Source organism: Pseudoneobacillus rhizolycopersici (assembly GCF_054786815.1).
Genome location: NZ_JBTOOE010000001.1, coordinates 200285 through 218964, shown reverse-complemented (window position 1 = coordinate 218964; position 18680 = coordinate 200285). Strand labels below are relative to the sequence as shown.

Below are 18680 nucleotides of genomic sequence, written 5' to 3'. Positions count from 1 at the left end.
GAAACACCTTATCGGTGTTATCCGGTTTTTTTTATAAGAATAGACTAAAAATATAGTAGGTTACCGCAGCGATTGTAGCTGAGATTGGTAAGGTTATGAACCAAGTTATGATCATCCGTTGCGCTGTACCCCATTTGACTCCTTTTAGTCTATGAGCAGACCCCACCCCTAGAATCGAGGATGAGATTACATGCGTTGTACTAACTGGTAAATGGATAAAGGTAGCACCAAAGATGATTGCCGCACCAGTAAGGTCAGCTGCAACCCCATTAACTGGACGGATTTTCATGATTTTTCCACCAACAGTTTTAATGATTCTCCATCCACCAACTGATGTACCTAAGCCCATCGCCAGGGCACAAGCAACTTGAACCCATGTTTGAACTTCGTTTTCAGTTTGGTATCCGTTGGCAATTAAGGCCATGGTAATAATCCCCATCGCCTTTTGGGCATCATTCGTTCCGTGGGTGTAAGATTGTAATGCGGCTGTCCCAATTTGAATAAATCGAAAGTTGCGATTGGTTTTCGTTAAATTATTGTTTTTAAAGATAACTTTAAATATGCTATAGACAATATAACCGACTACAAAGGCGATAATAGGTGAAAAAATAAGTGCTTCTAGGATTTTTAAAAATCCGGAATAATGGATGACTTCAAAACCTCCAGCAGCTATAGCAGCCCCTGCTATTGAGCCAATGATGGCATGGGATGAACTACTAGGGATTCCGTAGTACCAAGTTATTAAATTCCAAGCAATCCCTGCTACCAATGCCGCCAAAATAACAAGTGAACCGTTTGGTAATGTAAAAGGGTCAACGATATCTTTGGAAATCGTCTTTGCGACTCCGGTGAATGTCATAGCTCCAACAAAGTTCATTACGGCTGCCATGATAATCGCATGACGTGGCTTTAATGCTTTAGTTGAAACCGCGGTAGCGATTGCGTTTGCCGTATCATGAAACCCGTTAATAAAGTCAAATATTAAGGCAAAAATGACCACTAAGACGGTAAGAATTAAAAATGTATCCATTTTAGTAATCTCCTTATGCGTTTTTCATGATGATGGTTTCTAACGTGTTAGCCACACCTTGGCAGGAATCAGCAATATTTTCAAGGTTTTCATAAATTTCTTTATATTGAATGATCCGAATTGGATCTTTTTCTACTGCGAATAACTGTTTAATAGATTGTCTTAAAATGCCATCACATTTTGATTCATAATCTTTGATTAAAATCGAATGTGCACGAATCTGAATTAACTTTTTATTTGTTAACAGTTCAATTGCCTTCTCAATTTCAATGACAGCATTACGAATGGCTTCCACAAGTTTTAACATAAATTCGTCTGCTTGAGTAATAGAGTACATTTCAAAAAGTGCTGCACATTGCTCAAAACCATCTAGTACATCGTCCATACTCATTGCTAGATGTAGGATATCCTCTCTCTCAAGCGGTGTAATAAAGGCATTATTTAATTCTTTAATAATGTCATGAACATAGGAATCGCCTTTTGTTTCGTATTCCTTCATTTTTTCAAAGAAGATTTGCAAATCGCTAACATTTTTAAGTTTATAGTCAGCAAAATAATTTGCGCCTTCCTTTAAATTCACTGCAATTTCACTTAATAAAACAGAGAATTTGTCTTTTTTAAATGCCATGTTTTGACCCCCATATTAAATTCCATAAAATGATTTTTAACCAAGCTTACCCATTTTATACGAAAAGTGTCGAAACTGAAAACCTATCATTTAAAAAATTTACAAAAACTTAACATAATATTTACAAACTGAATATTTTGTCTATTATTTATTTGTGTTAAATTCTTGAACCGAATGTCTCGTTTCATCGTAATATTCCTTATAGTTCCCGTTTGTATATTGATAAATAACTTTTCTCCAAAAAGCTTGAGCTGGATAATTATTATGTATTTGTGTAATTTTCCATGTTCCTGGAAACATGTCGAAAATTTGAATGGCTGCTTGCGAACCATATCCTTTTCCATTAAATTTTTTTAAGACAAAAAATTCATTAATAGAATGTGGTTCATTTTGTCCACATTCCACTAATACAAAGCCAACTAATTCAGATTCCGCCTTCATAAAAAATGCATGTTTCAAAGGGTCCTCCCAATAGGATGCTAGATTAAATGGTTTATAGGAACCGTTTTCTTCCAATTTTATAGCGCGTATATACTGACTAAATTCATAAATGTAAAATTGCATGATATTATGTAAGATTGGCTCTTGTTCTCTAGAAATCGCTTCAAGTGTTAACATAACCATTCGCTCCCTTTTTTAATTTGATAAAATAACCAGTTTATTTTAACCTTTAATACATAATTTTGGCAATTTATTATAGATTTTGTGACAAATAGTTTAATTTATTTCTATAAACTTGGTGGAAAATATTAAAATCGGGAAATAATCAGTTATAATGAATTGATTCTTTTAAATATGATTAGGGAATGGGATTAATTTAATGAAGAAAAAGATTGCTTGGGTTACGGATAGTACAGCTTTTATTACAGAAGAGTTTCAAAAACACCCCGATGTATTTGTGGTGCCTTTAGGAATAATGTTTGGGGACGAGGCTTTTGAGGACGGCGTCGATTTAACAACAGATGAATTATATCACCGGATTCGTTCGAATAAACAAGTTCCAAAAACCTCACAACCTTCTACAGGACGCTTCGTTGAGCTGTTTGAAACTTTAAAACAGGATTATGATGCTGCAATTGCCGTTCATATTTCTAGTAAGTTAAGCGGTACATTGGCTAGCTGTAAATCTGGGGCTGATATGGCTGAGTTTACTGTTGAAACGATTGATTCAAAATCGATGTCGTACGCCATTACTTATCTTATACAATTAGGAATGAAGCTGAATGACGAAGGTGTAGCGATTAAGGAATTGGCGGAAACACTTCGTAGTGCTGCAGACCTGTCTGATAATTACATTTTATTGGGCAGCTTAGATCAATTCTATAAAGGTGGTAGAATGTCCGGAACATCCTATTTATTAGGAAGTATTCTTAAAATAAAACCCATTATTCGGATTAATCGTAATGGTGAGTTTGAATTGTTTGAAAAAGTTCGCTCTGAAAAGAAAGCGATTGGAAGAATGTTGGAGCTTTTAAAGGAATCCAGTGAGAAATTTGGTGTAGGGCATATTCAAATCATGCATGGAAATGTTCTTTCAAAGGCGGAGGAACTAGCTAAGGAGGTTAGAACAGCCTTCCCTACAATGAAGATATTTATCGGTGAGATAAGTTCAACCATTGCCGCTCATGCCGGCGAAGGGACCCTCGCTATCATCTGGAATAAGCAAGATAGACTTTAAAGCATTAAAGCATGTGCCTTTTTAAAGGTTAGAGCCTTTAAAAATCTACACATGCTTTAATTTGTTACAGTGGCTATTTTTCAATCCAAGTATACATATAGTTTCGGTCTTCGATGGCTTGGGCTTTTTTGACAATCTTTAGTGGTTTAAAGGTGTCAATCATGACCGCCAACTCTAAGGTTTCTTTTTTGCCAATACTAGCTTCGGTTTTTCCAGGATGCGGACCATGTGGGATTCCGCTTGGATGTAGCGTAATCGACCCCTCTTGTACCCCTTTACGGCTCATGAAGTTGCCTTCAACATAATATAAAAGCTCATCACTATTTACATTACTGTGGTAATAAGGCGCAGGAATCGCTTCCGGATGATAATCATACAAGCGTGGTACAAAGGAACAAACCACGAAATTATGACCTTCAAACGTTTGATGTACCGGCGGTGGCTGATGAATTCGGCCAGTGATCGGCTCAAAATCAGCAATATTAAACACCCATGGATAGAGGTAGCCATCCCAACCGACAACATCTAATGGATGATGCCCTAGAATATGAGAGTGTAGCATACCTCGTGACTTCGTTACGACCTCAAATTCACCCTTTTCATCTACGGTTAACAGGCTTTCCGGACCTCTGATATCACGCTCACAGAACGGACTATGCTCTAAAAGTTGACCATATTCATTACGATAACGTCTTGGAGTGGTAATTTGACTAAAGGATTCCACAAATAAAATTTTCGTCTTTTCAGATGAATCGGGGACAATTCGATAGATCGTCCCAATCGGAATGACAACGTAATCACCAGGGCGATAGGTAATCACACCGAACATCGTTTCGATTTTCCCAGTCCCATAATGAATAAATAGCATCTCATCGCCATCGCCGTTGCGATAATAGTTTTTCATCTCTTTTGTTACGCTGGCCGTGCCAATCAATAAATCATTGTTTCCTAGTAGATACTGTCTTGCTTCAAGTCCATCGCCAGAATCCGTTATTTGAGTCGTAAATAAATGGCGATGATTTAAGCTCTCCTGCTCTTCGTATTCCGGTAAATAACTACCAATCAGTTCTGATTTCACTACTTCTGTTGGCATATAATGATGGTACAAAATCGATTGGGTTCCGGAAAATCCTTTCGTTCCCATCACCTGTTCACGAAATAGACTTCCATCCTCTCTATTAAATTGGGTATGCCTCTTTTGGGGTAATTTCCCCATTTGTCGATAAAACATGTCCTCACCCACCTATAATCGTATTTCGCAAAACTCCTAATCTATCAATTTCTAACTCTATAACATCCCCCGGCTCAAGCCAGCGATGGACGTTCTGACCTAATTCAAGTAAACATCCAGTACCGACCGTTCCTGATCCAATAATTTCCCCAGGATATAAGGTAACATCAGCTGATGCCCGTTCCAACATTTCCCCAAAGGAATAGAAAATATCCTTGACATTTCCTTTTGATAAAAGGACTCCATTCACTTTTGCGGTCATATTTAGATCGAAAGCCTTGCCGCTAACTAAATTTTGTAATTCATCCTTTGTGATAATATAAGGGCCGATGGAAGTAGCAAAATCCTTCCCCTTCGCCGGTCCCAACCCAACCTTCATTTCCTGCCGTTGCAGGTCTCTAGCGCTCCAGTCATTTAAAATACAATAGCCAAAAATATAATCTTCTGCTTCGTCACGTGGTATATTTTTTCCTTGTTTCCCAACGATACAAGCAATTTCTAATTCATAATCAAGCCATTGACATTCACGAGGACGCTCAATGGCCTCCTCATGTCCCCTCATGACTAAATGATTGGAAAAATAAAAGACTGGGATTTCATACCATTCTGGAATCATTTCCAGACCACGGTTTTCGCGTGCTGTTTTAACATGCTGTTCGAACGCGTAAAAATCGCGAAAACTTCTAGGGTTAGGTAACGGCGTCTTGAGTATAACTTCTGTTAATGGGTAAACACCTTTATCCACGGACTTTAAATTTGAAAGTTTCCTAGCGACAGGTAAAAATCGCTCATGTGAATCGATAAATTCTAGCATCGAGGAAGGAAGTGTTCCTTCACTGGCTTCCTGTAAATCGACTACACTACCTTGAACATCATCGAGCAGGAGTCCCAAACGTTGATTTCCCGCTTTTTTTTCAAACGTGACTAATTTCATTTTTAGCCCCCCCTACTTTTTCCGAATCATTTCGAAGGTGCCAGCTAATGGTTTCGTATAGGTTTGCCCAGCCATACGGCCAACTGGCAATAATTTTTCGGTACTGATTCTCCCGTTGTCATAGAGGTCGTCTTGAATATGAACATGAACAACCTTTCCTATGACGAGACTCCCTGCGCCTGGCTCAGTTCCAAAATCTAGCGACTGAAATAGTTCACATTCTAGTTGAACCTTTGATTCCGCAATCCTTGGCGCTTTTACATGAACGCTTTCCACCTTGGTTAAACCAGTATATTCAAATTCATCTACATCATGTGGGAGTTCCTTGGCGCATTCGTTCATTTGTTCCACAAATTCTTCACTAACAATATTAATGACAAATTGCTTTGTTTTTTCAATATTAACAAGAGTGTCCTTCTTCGCCCCATCCGTTCCGCGGCGCATCGGCGAAAAACAGACAAGCATTGGATCAGCGCAAATAGCTGTAAAAAAACTGAATGGTGCAGCATTGGCGATCCCATTCTCATCGATTGTACTGACAAACGCAATTGGCCGCGGTAAGATCGAACCAACTAATAGCTTATAGGCTTCTCTCCATTCAAGAGAGGCTGGATTGATTTTCATGCTTCTCTACCTCCCTTTCTAGGTAAAAACGATCTAAAACTGCTAATAGATCTTCATGGTCCTCGCGAGTTCCAAGAGTTAATCGCATGCTACCATTATATTGTGGAAATGGGAAAAAACGTGCGACAAGGCCAGCTTTTAATAATTGCTCATTCAATCCGTTCGCATCACCAAGATGATGGAAAAATAGGAAATTCGTTTGCGATGAAAAAAAGGATATTTGTCTTTTTTGTAGCTGTTCTGATAAATAGTTCCGTTCGAGACGGTTTTTCTTGGCACAATCTTGCACAAATTCTTGGTCATTTAGGGCAGCTATTGCCGCATTTTGTGCTAGCTGGTTCACATTAAATACTTCCTTTACCTTCATAACCTGTTCGATGACGGAGGGATTCATGATCCCGTATCCGACTCTAAGGGCTGCTAGCCCATAGACTTTTGAAAAAGTCCGTAAAATGACTAAATTGGCATGTTCTTGGAGTAAGGCAACTGAATCTAATTTGTCTTCAAGGTCCATGTACTCATCATAGGCTTCATCAAGTACGATCAAAATATCAGAAGGTACTTTTTGGATAAAATCCTTTAATTCATTCCGATTTACACAAGTTCCCGTCGGGTTATTCGGATTGCAAATAAAAATGATTTTCGTTTTTTTATTGATAGAGTTATTAAATCCATTTAAGTCATGGGTTCCATCTTTTAAAGGAACCTGCACAGGTGTTCCTCCCTCGATGATGACATTGGATTTATAAATTGGGAACGTAATATCAGCCATTAACGCCTCATCGCCATTGGAAATAAAGGCTCGAGCCATTAAGCGAATCAGTTCTTCGGATCCATTCCCAATCAAGAAATGATCTTGTGAAATTTGATGTTTGTGAGAAAGATGTTCCTTCAAGGCCACTGTGTTGCCATCAGGATAAAGAGATAAAGAATGGATCGAATTCTTAAGTTCTTCTGCTACCCGTGGGGAAAAGCCGTAAACATTTTCGTTATCCGACATTTTTCTTAGCTTCTTTGGCTTGTATTCCCTTTGGATGTCTTCTAGTGTTTTACCAAGTGGATATGGTTGGATGACCGCTATTTCAGTCTTGGATTTGACATTCATGTTTAGCACCTCAAAAAAGGAAGGGACGAAAGATCCCTCCCTAATAAATTTTATAAATTGCCTCGTTTAGCCTGCTCGCGTTCGATGGATTCAAAGAGTGCTTTGAAATTTCCTTCGCCAAATCCTCTAGATCCTTTACGTTGAATGATTTCAATAAAGAGAGTTGGACGGTCAACGATTGGTTTGGTAAAAATTTGCAGCAAGTATCCTTCATCATCGCGGTCAACTAAAATGTTAAGCTCACGAATTTTATCAATAGATTCATCGATATTTCCTACACGTTCGGATAGCATTTCATAATATGAATCAGGCGTTGATAAAAATTCTACCCCATTTTCACGAAGGACACGTACCGTTTCACAAATATCTTCGGTTAAAATGGCTAAATGCTGAACCCCTGGTCCATTGTAATATTCAAGATATTCTTGAATTTGTGATTTTCGTTTACCTTCAGCTGGCTCGTTAATTGGAAATTTAATACGGCCGCCATTATGCATAACCTTTGACATTAACGCAGAGTACTCTGTAGTAATGTCTTTATCTGTAAAATGTTTCATTTCTTGGAAGCCCATGACATTTGCATAATAGTCTACCCATTCAGGCATTCTTTCTACATTACCTACTACATGGTCTACAGCGATAATACCGGAATCCTTAATCGGCAATGTCCCACTACCCATTGGTTCATATCCAGGCATGAACGCACCCTTGTAGTTTTTGCGTTCTACTAATGTGTGAATCGTATCACCGTATGTTCCAATGACTGCCTTTTTTACGGTTCCGTGTTCATCTTTGATTTCATATGGAGGTGTAATCGCGTTTGCACCGCGAGATACCGCTTCATTATAGGCTTTTTCTACATCGTTGAATAATAGGGCGATGTCTTTAACACCATCTCCGTGAAGCTTAACAAACTGAGATACGCGTGTATCTTCCTTTAACGACCCGGTAACTACTAAGCGAATTTTCCGCTGTTGGAGCACATATGAAACCGTATCACGATTACCCGTTTCCAATCCGGAATACGCCACTGGCTTAAAGCCGAATGCAGTACAGAAATAATGGCATGCTTGTTTCGCATTTCCAGTATAAATTTCCAGATAATCAACGTCAATTACTGGAAAAAAGTCCTCTACCTTTTGATTGGCTACTTTTGTTTTTTCTTGCATCCTATATTCCTCCTTAAAAATTATGTGGTTATTTTTTTTCTTATTGGTGGAACATGAATCGCTTCACTGTTAAGTGCCTCGATTGCCTCTAGCAAGCCTTCATTCATACTTGGGTGTGGGTAAAACGGGAATTTCAGGTCCTCTTCTCTAGCAACCATTTCTAGTGCTAAAGTTCCGCTGGAAATCAATTCAATCGATCCTTCGCCAATGGCATGGACACCGAGGACAGTTTCAGTAGCGGCATCGGAAATGACCTTAATCAAACCGTCTTTTTTTCCTAACAGCGTGGCGAATCCATTACTTGCTAACGGGAACTGGCCAACCTTAGTTCCATAACCTTGTTCTTTAGCTTCCTCCTCGGTAAAACCAACAGTAGCAATCGGTGGCTGAAAATGAACCACTTTTGGTAGAAAAGTAGAATCAAATTCAGAAAGTCGCCCTGAGATAGATTCAGCGGCTACTTTTCCTTGATGGATGGCTTTTACAGCAAGTAGCGGTCCTTCTGTTACATCACCAATTGCATAAATGGTTGGAACAGTTGTTTGACATTGCTGGTTTATTTTAATAAAACCTTCCTCTGTTAAGGTTATACCTAACTTTTCGATTCCAAGATGATTTGAATTAGGTAGTCTGCGGGTAGCGATTAATAAATGAGTGCCATTTAAGCTGATTTTTTCATCCTGAACGGTTAGCTCTACTAAAAGTTCATCACCTATTGGTTTTGTTTCGATTAACACCGTATTTCGTAGTACCTGAATCTGTTTCTTCTTTAATAGGCGCTTTAGTTCTTTTTCAATAGATGAATCAAAGCCAAAATTCGATTGTTCCATAAGAATTGTGACTTCTGATCCTAGGGAACGGAATGTTGAGGCCATTTCCAAGGCGTTTTCATCATTGCCATAAATCAGCAAATGCTTGGGAATCTCTGATATTTTTAAAATCATGCCTATATCGAAAACTAGCTCTCCATCAGGGATGATCCCAGCTGGAGTTGTGGGCTGGCTACCAGTTGCGATAATCGCCTGATTAAATTGAAACACTTCATAGCGATCGTCCATGTCAATTCCTAGCCGATTCTCCGATAAAAAATAGGCGTTTCCAATTACCAGCTCAATTTTATTGGCCTGAATAAGGGATTTTACTCCACTTTTTAGTTGTTCGATAACCTTTTTTTGGTATTGTCTAAGTTTAGTATATTCGAAACTTGGCTTATCGTTTCCGATTCCCATCTCATTGCTTTCACTAAAAAGTGCTAGTCTTGCTGCTGCAGTGGTTAGGATTTTTGATGGAATACAGCCCTCGTTCAGACACATTCCACCAAGCTCATTTTTTTCGATCAGCGTCACTTTTTTACCAAGCTGTGCTGCTCGGATAGCTGCATGGTAACCACCAGGACCGCCTCCAATAATAACAACTTCTCGTTCATGCGCTAATTCACCTACTACCATTAGCTCAACTCCAGTAACAATAGACTTGGATTTTCGATGAATTCCGCCAGACGGTTTGTAAAGGCAACAGCTGTCGCTCCGTCAGCTACCCGATGGTCAAACGACATCGACACATTCATCATCGAACGAATGACAATTTGATCATCTTCAGTCACAACCGGCCGTTTCTTAGTTTTATGAAACGATACTAGGGCAACCTCAGGATGCTGGATAATTGGGGTCGCTCCTATACTTCCCCCTAACGGTCCTACATTGCTGATTGTAAAGGTTCCACCGGTAATATCTTTTAATGTCAGCTGATTTTGAAGTGCCTTTTGAGTCAGTTCTTTTAATTCCAGGTGAAGGGTTGTAAGTGATTTTTTCTCGACATTACGAATAACCGGAACGATTAACCCATCGGCAGTATCAACAGCTACCCCTATATGATGTTCTTTTTTTAGCTGAATGGCTTCCGCTTCTTCTAGTAGACTAGCATTAAAAATGGGAAATTCTTTTAAACTTAAAGAAATCGCTTTAATGAAAACGGCTGTAGCTGTAATATTTCGGTCTCGTTTTTTCCATTCGTTCCGGTAATCAATGAGATTGCTAACATCCATTTCTTCAAAATGGGTGCAATGAGCAATTGTCTGTAATGATTGCACCATCTTTTTGGCAATCTGTTTGCGTTTGCCCCGGAACGGAATGATGTCTTGGTGAACGGGTTCGTTGGCTGAATTTTCGATAACCGTTTGAACCTGAACTTCTGGGATGATTGTTTTAGCAGGCTTTGAAAGTTCATTCATATAACGATACACATCTTCGTCCGTTATTCGGCCCCCTGCTCCTGTTCCTATGACATTTTCTAATGGCACATGATTTTCCCTTGCGATTTTTCGTGTATAAGGTGAAGCCATGATTCGTTCGACTTTTTTTCTTTTTGATGGTAAAACAGACTGAGGAATATCAATCGTTTCTTTCTCAATAATTAATAGGGTTGCGCCTACTGGGATGCTCTCTCCAGTTGCCGCCTTTAATTCTTTTATTATTCCCGAAGCGGGTGCAGGAATTTCTGCAGTCATTTTATCCGTTTGGACTTCGACAAGTGGCTGGTCGGCTTTCACGAAATCGCCTGGCTTAACAAAGAAGCAATTGATGGTTGCTTCGTGCATTCCTTCCCCTATATCGCTTAGCTTAACTTCCAAATTTTTCACCTCGCTAGAACTTGATTACCTTTTCAATCGCATGGATCACCCGTTTTGGAGTAGGAAGATAGTGGTCTTCGAAACCAAAGTAAGGAACCGGTGTATCAAAACCAGTTACCCTTTCAACCGGGGCTTTTTGGAATAAAAATGATGTGTCGTTAATGATTGAAATGATGTCATTTCCGACTCCACCAGTGGCATGGGCTTCATGGACAATCACTGTTCTACCCGTTTTTTGGACAGATTCAGAAATGAGTTCATGATCAAGTGGATAGAGTGTTCTTAAATCAAGGACATCACAATGTACCCCTTGTTTTTTCATCTCATTGGCCGCTTTTATAGCCACAGGAACCATAGCCCCCCAAGCAATCACGGTAACATCTTCACCCTCCATTAGTCGTTTCCCCTTACCGATTTCAACTGTATATTTGCCCTCCGGCACTTCCTCACGCGTAGAGCGATAGTTGTGCATGGGTTCTAAAAACAGTACCGGATCTGGGTCCTCAATCGAGGCAATTAAAAGTCCTTTCGCATCGTAAGGGTTCGATGGACAAACAACTTTAATCCCCGGCATATGGGTGAACAGAGCTTCCGTACTGTCACAATGTATTTCTGGAGCTCGTACTCCCGCACCATACGGAGCCCGAATAACCATAGGCACTGTAAAATGCCCCATTGTTCTCATTCGGAGTCTTGAGGCATGGGTCATAATTTGTTCGTAGGCAGGGTAAATGAATCCTAAAAATTGAATTTCCACAACAGGTCGGAATCCATTAACTGCCATTCCGATGGCAGCACCGACAAAGCCTGCTTCGCTAAGTGGTGTATCTAGTACACGGCTTTCACCATGTTTCAGCTGAAGACCATCTGTAGCCCGGAACACTCCACCGTTTTTACCTATATCTTCGCCAAGTAAAATCACATTTTCATTTTCTGTTAGCATGGTGTCCATGGCGTCTGTAATGGCTTGGACGAGCGTTAGGGTTTTCGTTTGCACCACCGTATTCATCATGGATTCACCCCTATTAATCTTAAGTAATCTTCTTTTTGCTTCTGAATTCCCCAGGTAGGTTTTTCAAAAACATGGTCAAAGATATCGGCTGGATTCGCTTTCGGGAACGCTTCCATTTCCTGTACAGCTAAATCGATTTCTTCTTGGGCAGAGGTTTCGATCTCCTTGATCCAGTTTTCATCGTAGATGCCTTCATTTTTCATTAGGCGCTCTAATCGTAGTAACGGATCAGTTGTTTGACGGCGGTGGGCACTTTCGGCTTGGTCTCGGTATTTCGACGGATCATCAGCAGTCGTATGGGCACCGTACCTCCAGGTCACTGCTTCGATGAGAGTTGGTCCATGTCCGCTCCTTGCCCGGTCTAGCGCTTTTTTCGTTTCAAAATAAACGGCTAAAATATCATTTCCATCAATTCTCAAACCCGGTATATCATAGGCTAATGCCTTTTGGGCAATAGTTTGACTGCTCATTTGTTTTTCAAGAGGAACACTGATGGCATATCCATTGTTTTGATTGAATAGAACGACTGGCGCCTTCATGACACTGGCAAAATTAATTCCCTCATGGAAGTCACCTTCTGATGTCGCGCCATCCCCAAAGTAAACAATAGCCGCATTTTTAGTTCCTTTGCGCATTTCGGCATAAGCTGCACCAGCCGCATGCGGGATTTGCGTCGCAATCGGAATACCTGGGGGAAAGATCTTTTTCCCTTCAGGAGGGATACATCCCTCATTGCGTCCATTCCAAAATAAAAGAATGTTGCGGAGAGAATGACCGAAGACCATTGCAGCACCATGGTCGCGATAGGTTGGAAATAGCCAGTCGTCTTGTTCTAAGGCTAATGCGGTGCCAACCTGACAGGCTTCTTGTCCCTCAAAAGGGGCATAAGTGCCTATTCTACCTTGCCTTTGTAAGCTGATTGCTTTTTTATCAAAGGTACGGATGCGAACACTTTGCTGATAAAACGACTTAATAAGTTCTGGTGTGACTAAAGAGCGAATATTCTCTTCGATGATATTTCCATCTTCGTTTAAGAACTGCTTAATCGGAAACTGGTCCAACATTTTGTTTTCATCACTCCTTCAGTGGAAAAGTTTTGTATTAAGTTCTTACTGACCATTTTGGACGTAAATTATGACTGAAGAAGCTGTTACGGCGTGTTCTTGTCTCGATCCGTTTTTCACAGAAAGAATTAGCTGCTTCAACGGTAGTAATACCTTGGTTAGCTGCCGATTTATAGACATCTAGTAATGAGTTGTAAATCGCTTTTGTTTTTTGTAAGACGCGATCTTTATTCGGCGTATAAAGTTCGTCAGCCACTTGGATTAGTCCTCCGGCATTAACGATGTAATCAGGGGCATACAAAATTCCATTTTCTTGTAAAATTTTTCCGTGGCGTATTTCAAGTAACTGGTTATTAGCTGAACCAACTACCGCCTTTACTTTTAAGTGTTCTATCGAATCATCGTTGATGATTCCGCCCAATGCACATGGTACAAACACATCGGCTGGACAGCTATAAATTTCATCACTTGTTACAACCTTGATTCCCGCTCCCATTTCCTTTGCTTTATTAACTAATTGATCGATTGCGGCTTGGTTGATATCCGTAACGAAAAGATCTGCGCCTCTTTCAAGTAGGCTTTCTGCGACCTTATAACCAACTTTCCCAAGTCCTTGAATGGAATAACTGCGGTTAGCTAAATCGGAAGTTCCCCATAAAAACTGACTTGTTGCTTGAATGCCATAAATGACACCATGAGCTGTTGGGACGGATGAGTCCCCACTTCCACCATATGCTTCGTCGACTCCGACAATACAATTTGTTTCCTTTAAGGCATGAACAAAATCGTCAGTCGTCGTCCCCATGTCGGTACCTGTGTAAAAGCGGCCATTTAAGGATTCAACAAACTGGCCAAATGCGCGAAAAAGCTCTGGGCTTTTATCCTTTTGTGGATCGCCGATAATGACCGATTTACCGCCACCAAAGTCAACATCGGCCGCTGCGCATTTATAAGTCATACCCTTGGAGAGTCTTAACACATCTTCTAATGCATCTTCTTCACTTTTATATGGAAACATCCGGCAGCCACCCAAGGCTGGACCTAATCTCGTACTATGTATCGCAATAATCGCCTTCAAACCAGTCGTTTCATCATTACAAAACACCACCTGCTCGTGCTCACGAATCTTCTCAAACACTTTCATACTAGTAACCTCCTAAAAAATTTTGCTTTAGCGCGTTAAAGTATGTGGGGACAGTCCCCACACGCTTTAACGTGTTAAAGTGTTTTGCTTTAGTGCTTTAAAGCGTGTGAATGTCCATTAAATAAAAAAACCAACCTCATAGAGGCCGTGGATTTAATAGTTCTGCAATTTTTTTCTTTGGTAATACCACTTGTTTGACTTCGCCGATTCCAATTAGGTCTGTTTCTCGATAAACGGAAACATTTGTAATGAGAACATTACGTTCATATTCGATTAATTCGGCGATAATTCTTAGTTTTGATCCTTCAGGGGCAGGGGCAAGATGCTTCGCCGAAACGGCCCCGCCCATACCTTCCTCGTAATCTTCTAAAAAAGGAAGAAGAATTTGTCTTGATGCCCATTCCATATGATAAATCATTGTGACTGTTGAGTAGGTTGGATGGACAACCTGGCCTTCAAATTGGGCAAACATTTCCCGTGTCACAGTGGTTTCAATCGTGGCAGTTCGCCCTTTTTTTAATCCCGGTTTCACATCCAACCCTCCTTACCGGTATTTACTTATTCGCCTTCAAACACTTCAGCGTCATTTTCCCATTCCGCGTTATAATGGACACCCTGATTCTCAGCCGCTTTTTTATTGATAAATATAGTAGTTCTAGGCGGTGATTGTAGCGGGAAGTCAGTTGTAGATTTTCCACGTCTCGTAATCTCTAAAGCTACATCGCCAGCTTCAAAGCCGTAATGGAAGGGATCAAAACCAGCTGATGCAAACGCCCCATTTTTGACTAGACTGCGCTCGCTGGTTAACAACGGAATCTTTTTTTCATTTGCTAAAGCCACAATCGAATCAATGGAAGAAATGAAAACTTCATCTGCCGTTAAATATAAAGAATCGATCTCGCCAAGGGATTCTATCGCATGGCTGATTTCCTCCTTAGTATTAAATGAAGCTGAAATGACAGAAGCTCCATTTGCTTGAGCACTTTCCTCAATTGTTTTGATTTCGGATTCTGCTGCACGGTTCCCCTTCTTACTCAAAACACCAATTTTTTTGACACCTACTTTAGTAGTCATGAATTCGATTATATATTGGGTCGTTTCGGTGTTATTAGTAAGGACCCCTGTTATGTTTTTGCCAGGTTTATCCATAGCCTCAACTAATCCCGCTCCTACAGGGTCTTGTACTGATGTGAATACAATTGGGACATCCTTCGTTATTTGGAGCGCATTTAACGCACTTTCGGTTCCGTTTGCAAAAATAATATCAGCCTTTTCTTTTACAAAATGCTCGACAACTTCATTTGCTTTTTCTACGGAATCAACGACTTGAATATCATAATAAGCATTAATTCCGTCATCGAAGCCAGCATCTTTCAATTGTTTATAGTAGCCATTGGTCGCTTCATCAAGAGCTTCACTTTTACCAAATTGTAAGATACCGAAAATGATCTCGATTTTTTCTTTTTTTTCAAAGGTTTTGAGATTAGTAGATGTAGAACTATTATTGCCTTTACTCCCCTTGCTACTTGCTTCACTATTACTTTCTTTGCTACAGCCGGCTAATAAAAGCATTCCGGCCAGCGCAATTGAAAATGCCAATTTTCTTTTTTTCATGGACTTCCCCCTCGAGGCTAATAATTTGTTTTTCTCCCCCGTGGAATCGCTTCCAAAATTACATAATATGATATTCACTATTAATACCGTGAATATATCGTTATACTATCATTGGAACAACATTCCAGTCAATAATATTCTAAAAATTTAATATTGTTAAAAAGTTATATTTCCATTTTAGAATAATATTGATTCTTAATATGAATATGCTTGGCAATTAAAAACATTCTAGTGATTTTTGCAACGTTGTTTTTGCCTCTTGAACCATTCCTTCTAATAGCTCTTTTACCGTTGGTGTAGTAGCTACTAGGCCGGCTATTTGACCAGCATTCATAAATCCTTCTTGTTCATCACCATCCAATGCACCTCTTCTATGGAAATCCTCAGAGGTAAGTGTTAAATATTCTTCGCTCGTCCATCCTGTACGCTCATTTTCTAGTAGTTTTTCAGTATAGGGAGTTTGAATGAGCCGGCGAATTTTCCCGACTGTACGACCAACGATGACTGTACTAGTATCGTCTGCAGCTAGTATTTTATTTTTATAGTTTTCATGAAATGGTGCCTCTTTTGTTGCAATAAATCGAGTGCCCATCTGGACCCCACTTGCCCCTAGACTAAGCGCAGCAGCTAGACCTCTGCCATCAGCTATACCTCCGGCTGCCACAACTGGAATTTTAACGGCATCAACAATTTGCGGAATCAAGGTGATAGTAGTCGTTTCATAAGGTGAGTTAATCCCCGCAGCTTCATAGCCTTCAGCTACAATCACATCGACTCCGGCTGCCTCAGCTTTTAAAGCATGCTTAACGGAAGCAACAACAGCAATTACCTTAATTCCGTGGTTATGTAAATTTTCAATATATGGTGCTGGATTTCCTGCTGAAAGCGATACAACTGGAATTTGATAGTTTATTAGTAATGAAAGCATTTCTTTTAAATAAGGTGTGACGGAGATAGGAATGTTCAAGGCGAAGGGTCTAGTTGTTAAGTTTTTGGTTTCTTGAATGATTTTTTCTACTTCTTCAGGTGTCATCGTGCCGACACCGATTGTACCAAGTCCGCCTGCCTCCGATACGGCAGCAGTTAATAGAGCATTGCTAATGTTCCCCATTCCACCTTGGATAATCGGATATTGGATGTTTAATAACTTTAATAATTGATGCACTAAAATTCCTCCTTCGTATTTTTAATGTTATACTATTTTCAATTGTCAGTAAAGTTCAAGGTGATAAATAGGTAATAAATAACAAGGGGTGTTTGGAGAATGAAATATTCTTATTTGGATAAAAGACCAAATGTTGATGAGTCAGGTTTTATGGCTCCGGGCTCTTGTATCATTGGAGATGTCACTATCGGAAAAGAATCCACCGTATGGTTTAACGCGGTCCTACGCGGCGACGAGGGAGCCATTATTATTGGAGAACGAACAAGTATTCAAGATAATGTTACCTGCCATTTATATGAAGGATTCCCATTGCACATCGGTGATGAGGTGACCGTTGGCCATAATGCCATCTTACATGGCTGTAAGATTGAAAACAGATGTATCATTGGTATGGGTTCGACGATTTTAGACGGTGCGGAGATTGGTGAGGAATGTATTATTGGGGCAAATACCCTCATTCCTTCAGGGAAAAAAATTCCCCCACGCTCTTTAGTTGTTGGATCACCTGGTAAGGTCTTTCGCGAAATCAATGAACGTGATCTAGAACTAATCCAGCTTTCGATTGAGACGTATGTCCAAAAAGGAAAAGAATATCAACAATTTTTAAAAGAAGAAAAATAAGAAAGAACCGTATCCCTGTTCATTGGAAGGGATACGGTTTTTTAGTTTTCAATAATATATGGATGGTCAAGCACATCGTAATCTTCATTTTTTTGATCAAGTTGATTCCCTTCTTGAAAGACGCTTTCAAAAAAACGTAACGCCGGTTCTGCAAGCTCTTTGTAGTATTCTCCAAAAAGTGCCGCCGCGTGGCCGCCAAGCCATTTTTCCGGTAAAAGCTCTTCTGGTAAACCGGGGTCGACGAATAAAAACTTGCGATATTCATGGACAAGCTTGGAGCGCTCCACAAAACATTCTGCATCCGTCATTTGCCCTTTTTGAATTTTGTTACGGTCAATCACATATTTTTGGGAGTATTCACCAATAAATTCCTGATACTTTTGATTAATTTCTTCTAAATTCCAACTTCGTTTCACGATGCTCTTATCTTCGTGGGGGCCTTTATTTTCCGCAACAAAAAAGTCAACATATGGAGCAATTTCATACTTTTCGATTAGATCCAGAACCTGTTTTTCTAATTGGTTGGCAGATACCCAGCAGCTGTTAGACATCGTACCAAACCCGCTCCAAACAAGTTCTTTCCTTAGTTCATCGCGAACAGTCCGAATTTCTTCAGGGATCGTGTACATAAATATCCTCCACTTACCGTCCCATTTTTCAGGCTTTAATTTAAAAATCCGTCCTGCAGCCTCTTCAATCCGTTTCACACCACGTTCTGTTAACGAATAATAGCTTTTGTTACCAATTTTCTCTGCCTGCACCCAACCTTGTTTATTCATTCGCGAAATCGCCGCGCGTACCGACTGTTCGTTATGGCCAAACTCTGCCAAAAAGCGAATTAAACTGCCAATCCATATTTTATTTCCATAATGAGAAATATAATCCCCATATAACGTAAAAATCATCGAACGTGTATTCATCGTAGTCCATCCTCTTTCTCTAAAAGGCTAAATTAAGACTAAAACTATTCTACTAAAAAGTCGAGTGATTTGTTAATATTTTTTGAAAATAATAATACAACCACAGAATGAA

The 18680-nt window shown here is 39.9% G+C and carries 19 protein-coding genes; 2 read left to right on the top strand and 17 right to left on the bottom strand.

What is annotated here, in order from left to right:
- Positions 1-31: 31 nt before the first annotated feature.
- The 3 genes from ACX9YW_RS01185 to ACX9YW_RS01175 form a co-directional block, all read right to left on the bottom strand.
- Positions 32-1030 carry an inorganic phosphate transporter gene (locus tag ACX9YW_RS01185; protein WP_460340543.1) on the bottom strand — a complete coding sequence of 333 codons (999 nt, stop codon included), beginning with the start codon at positions 1028-1030 and terminating at the stop codon, positions 32-34.
- A 13-nt stretch (positions 1031-1043) separates the two neighbouring features.
- A complete protein-coding gene (locus tag ACX9YW_RS01180; protein ID WP_460340540.1) occupies positions 1044-1658 on the bottom strand; it encodes a DUF47 domain-containing protein in 615 nt (204 codons plus the stop codon).
- Between the two features lie 144 nt (positions 1659-1802).
- Entirely contained in the window at positions 1803-2276 is a 474-nt protein-coding gene (locus ACX9YW_RS01175) for a GNAT family N-acetyltransferase (protein WP_460340537.1), read from the bottom strand.
- Between the two features lie 202 nt (positions 2277-2478).
- On the opposite strand from ACX9YW_RS01175, the gene ACX9YW_RS01170 reads away from it, so the two are divergent.
- Positions 2479-3336, top strand: coding sequence for a DegV family protein (locus ACX9YW_RS01170; protein ID WP_460340534.1), 858 nt, complete (start codon positions 2479-2481; stop codon positions 3334-3336).
- Between the two features lie 73 nt (positions 3337-3409).
- Here ACX9YW_RS01170 and ACX9YW_RS01165 read toward each other — a convergent pair whose 3' ends face one another.
- The 13 genes from ACX9YW_RS01165 to ACX9YW_RS01105 all read right to left on the bottom strand — a co-directional run bounded on the left by ACX9YW_RS01165 (position 3410) and on the right by ACX9YW_RS01105 (position 17027).
- Entirely contained in the window at positions 3410-4567 is a 1158-nt protein-coding gene (locus ACX9YW_RS01165; RefSeq protein ID WP_460340531.1) for a homogentisate 1,2-dioxygenase, read from the bottom strand.
- 4 nt (positions 4568-4571) lie between these two features.
- A complete protein-coding gene (locus tag ACX9YW_RS01160) occupies positions 4572-5501 on the bottom strand; it encodes a fumarylacetoacetate hydrolase family protein (RefSeq protein ID WP_460340528.1) in 930 nt (309 codons plus the stop codon).
- Positions 5502-5513: 12 nt separating this feature from the next.
- Positions 5514-6125 (bottom strand): flavin reductase family protein, encoded by a 612-nt coding sequence (locus tag ACX9YW_RS01155; protein ID WP_460340525.1) that lies wholly within the window; start codon positions 6123-6125, stop codon positions 5514-5516.
- Positions 6100-7230, bottom strand: a complete 1131-nt coding sequence (hisC, locus tag ACX9YW_RS01150) for a histidinol-phosphate transaminase (protein WP_460340522.1) — start codon at positions 7228-7230, stop codon at positions 6100-6102. The genes ACX9YW_RS01155 and hisC overlap by 26 nt, the downstream gene beginning before the upstream one ends.
- Before the next feature lie 50 nt (positions 7231-7280).
- Positions 7281-8399, bottom strand: a complete 1119-nt coding sequence (gene hppD, locus ACX9YW_RS01145; RefSeq protein ID WP_460340519.1) for a 4-hydroxyphenylpyruvate dioxygenase — start codon at positions 8397-8399, stop codon at positions 7281-7283.
- A 20-nt stretch (positions 8400-8419) separates the two neighbouring features.
- Entirely contained in the window at positions 8420-9847 is a 1428-nt protein-coding gene (gene lpdA / locus ACX9YW_RS01140) for a dihydrolipoyl dehydrogenase (RefSeq protein ID WP_460340517.1), read from the bottom strand.
- Positions 9847-11028: a dihydrolipoamide acetyltransferase family protein gene (locus tag ACX9YW_RS01135; RefSeq protein WP_460340514.1), complete on the bottom strand. Its 1182-nt coding sequence runs from the start codon at positions 11026-11028 to the stop codon at positions 9847-9849. The genes lpdA and ACX9YW_RS01135 overlap by 1 nt, the downstream gene beginning before the upstream one ends.
- A 13-nt stretch (positions 11029-11041) precedes the next feature.
- The gene (locus tag ACX9YW_RS01130) at positions 11042-12037 is read right to left on the bottom strand and encodes an alpha-ketoacid dehydrogenase subunit beta (RefSeq protein WP_460341245.1); all 996 of its coding nucleotides are present in this window, start codon (positions 12035-12037) and stop codon (positions 11042-11044) included.
- Complete coding sequence (gene pdhA, locus ACX9YW_RS01125) at positions 12037-13104, bottom strand: pyruvate dehydrogenase (acetyl-transferring) E1 component subunit alpha (RefSeq protein WP_460340512.1); 1068 nt, start codon at positions 13102-13104, stop codon at positions 12037-12039. The genes ACX9YW_RS01130 and pdhA overlap by 1 nt, the downstream gene beginning before the upstream one ends.
- A 37-nt stretch (positions 13105-13141) precedes the next feature.
- On the bottom strand, positions 13142-14248 hold the full coding sequence (locus tag ACX9YW_RS01120) for a Leu/Phe/Val dehydrogenase (RefSeq protein WP_460340509.1): 1107 nt from the start codon (positions 14246-14248) through the stop codon (positions 13142-13144).
- Between the two features lie 136 nt (positions 14249-14384).
- Positions 14385-14780, bottom strand: coding sequence for a thioesterase family protein (locus ACX9YW_RS01115; protein WP_460340506.1), 396 nt, complete (start codon positions 14778-14780; stop codon positions 14385-14387).
- Positions 14781-14806: 26 nt separating this feature from the next.
- Positions 14807-15862, bottom strand: coding sequence for an ABC transporter substrate-binding protein (locus tag ACX9YW_RS01110; protein WP_460340503.1), 1056 nt, complete (start codon positions 15860-15862; stop codon positions 14807-14809).
- Between the two features lie 217 nt (positions 15863-16079).
- Positions 16080-17027: an NAD(P)H-dependent flavin oxidoreductase gene (locus tag ACX9YW_RS01105; protein ID WP_460340501.1), complete on the bottom strand. Its 948-nt coding sequence runs from the start codon at positions 17025-17027 to the stop codon at positions 16080-16082.
- 99 nt (positions 17028-17126) lie between these two features.
- Between ACX9YW_RS01105 and ACX9YW_RS01100 the strand changes: the two genes are divergently transcribed.
- Complete coding sequence (locus ACX9YW_RS01100; RefSeq protein WP_460340499.1) at positions 17127-17648, top strand: gamma carbonic anhydrase family protein; 522 nt, start codon at positions 17127-17129, stop codon at positions 17646-17648.
- Positions 17649-17689: 41 nt separating this feature from the next.
- On the opposite strand, the gene paaX is transcribed toward ACX9YW_RS01100, so the two are convergent.
- Positions 17690-18568: a phenylacetic acid degradation operon negative regulatory protein PaaX gene (gene paaX, locus ACX9YW_RS01095; RefSeq protein ID WP_460340496.1), complete on the bottom strand. Its 879-nt coding sequence runs from the start codon at positions 18566-18568 to the stop codon at positions 17690-17692.
- Positions 18569-18680: the final 112 nt, after the last annotated feature.

Coding starts and splice junctions, on each gene's coding strand:
- lpdA (WP_460340517.1), bottom strand. CDS start 9,847: ATGGTAGTAGGTGAATTAGCGCATGAACGAGAAGTTGTTATTATTGGA.
- ACX9YW_RS01110 (WP_460340503.1), bottom strand. CDS start 15,862: ATGAAAAAAAGAAAATTGGCATTTTCAATTGCGCTGGCCGGAATGCTT.
- paaX (WP_460340496.1), bottom strand. CDS start 18,568: ATGAATACACGTTCGATGATTTTTACGTTATATGGGGATTATATTTCT.
- ACX9YW_RS01180 (WP_460340540.1), bottom strand. CDS start 1,658: ATGGCATTTAAAAAAGACAAATTCTCTGTTTTATTAAGTGAAATTGCA.
- hisC (WP_460340522.1), bottom strand. CDS start 7,230: ATGAATGTCAAATCCAAGACTGAAATAGCGGTCATCCAACCATATCCA.
- ACX9YW_RS01130 (WP_460341245.1), bottom strand. CDS start 12,037: ATGAATACGGTGGTGCAAACGAAAACCCTAACGCTCGTCCAAGCCATT.
- ACX9YW_RS01100 (WP_460340499.1), top strand. CDS start 17,127: ATGAAATATTCTTATTTGGATAAAAGACCAAATGTTGATGAGTCAGGT.
- ACX9YW_RS01120 (WP_460340509.1), bottom strand. CDS start 14,248: ATGAAAGTGTTTGAGAAGATTCGTGAGCACGAGCAGGTGGTGTTTTGT.
- ACX9YW_RS01170 (WP_460340534.1), top strand. CDS start 2,479: ATGAAGAAAAAGATTGCTTGGGTTACGGATAGTACAGCTTTTATTACA.
- pdhA (WP_460340512.1), bottom strand. CDS start 13,104: ATGTTGGACCAGTTTCCGATTAAGCAGTTCTTAAACGAAGATGGAAAT.
- ACX9YW_RS01160 (WP_460340528.1), bottom strand. CDS start 5,501: ATGAAATTAGTCACGTTTGAAAAAAAAGCGGGAAATCAACGTTTGGGA.
- ACX9YW_RS01185 (WP_460340543.1), bottom strand. CDS start 1,030: ATGGATACATTTTTAATTCTTACCGTCTTAGTGGTCATTTTTGCCTTA.
- ACX9YW_RS01155 (WP_460340525.1), bottom strand. CDS start 6,125: ATGAAAATCAATCCAGCCTCTCTTGAATGGAGAGAAGCCTATAAGCTA.
- ACX9YW_RS01165 (WP_460340531.1), bottom strand. CDS start 4,567: ATGTTTTATCGACAAATGGGGAAATTACCCCAAAAGAGGCATACCCAA.
- ACX9YW_RS01175 (WP_460340537.1), bottom strand. CDS start 2,276: ATGTTAACACTTGAAGCGATTTCTAGAGAACAAGAGCCAATCTTACAT.
- hppD (WP_460340519.1), bottom strand. CDS start 8,399: ATGCAAGAAAAAACAAAAGTAGCCAATCAAAAGGTAGAGGACTTTTTT.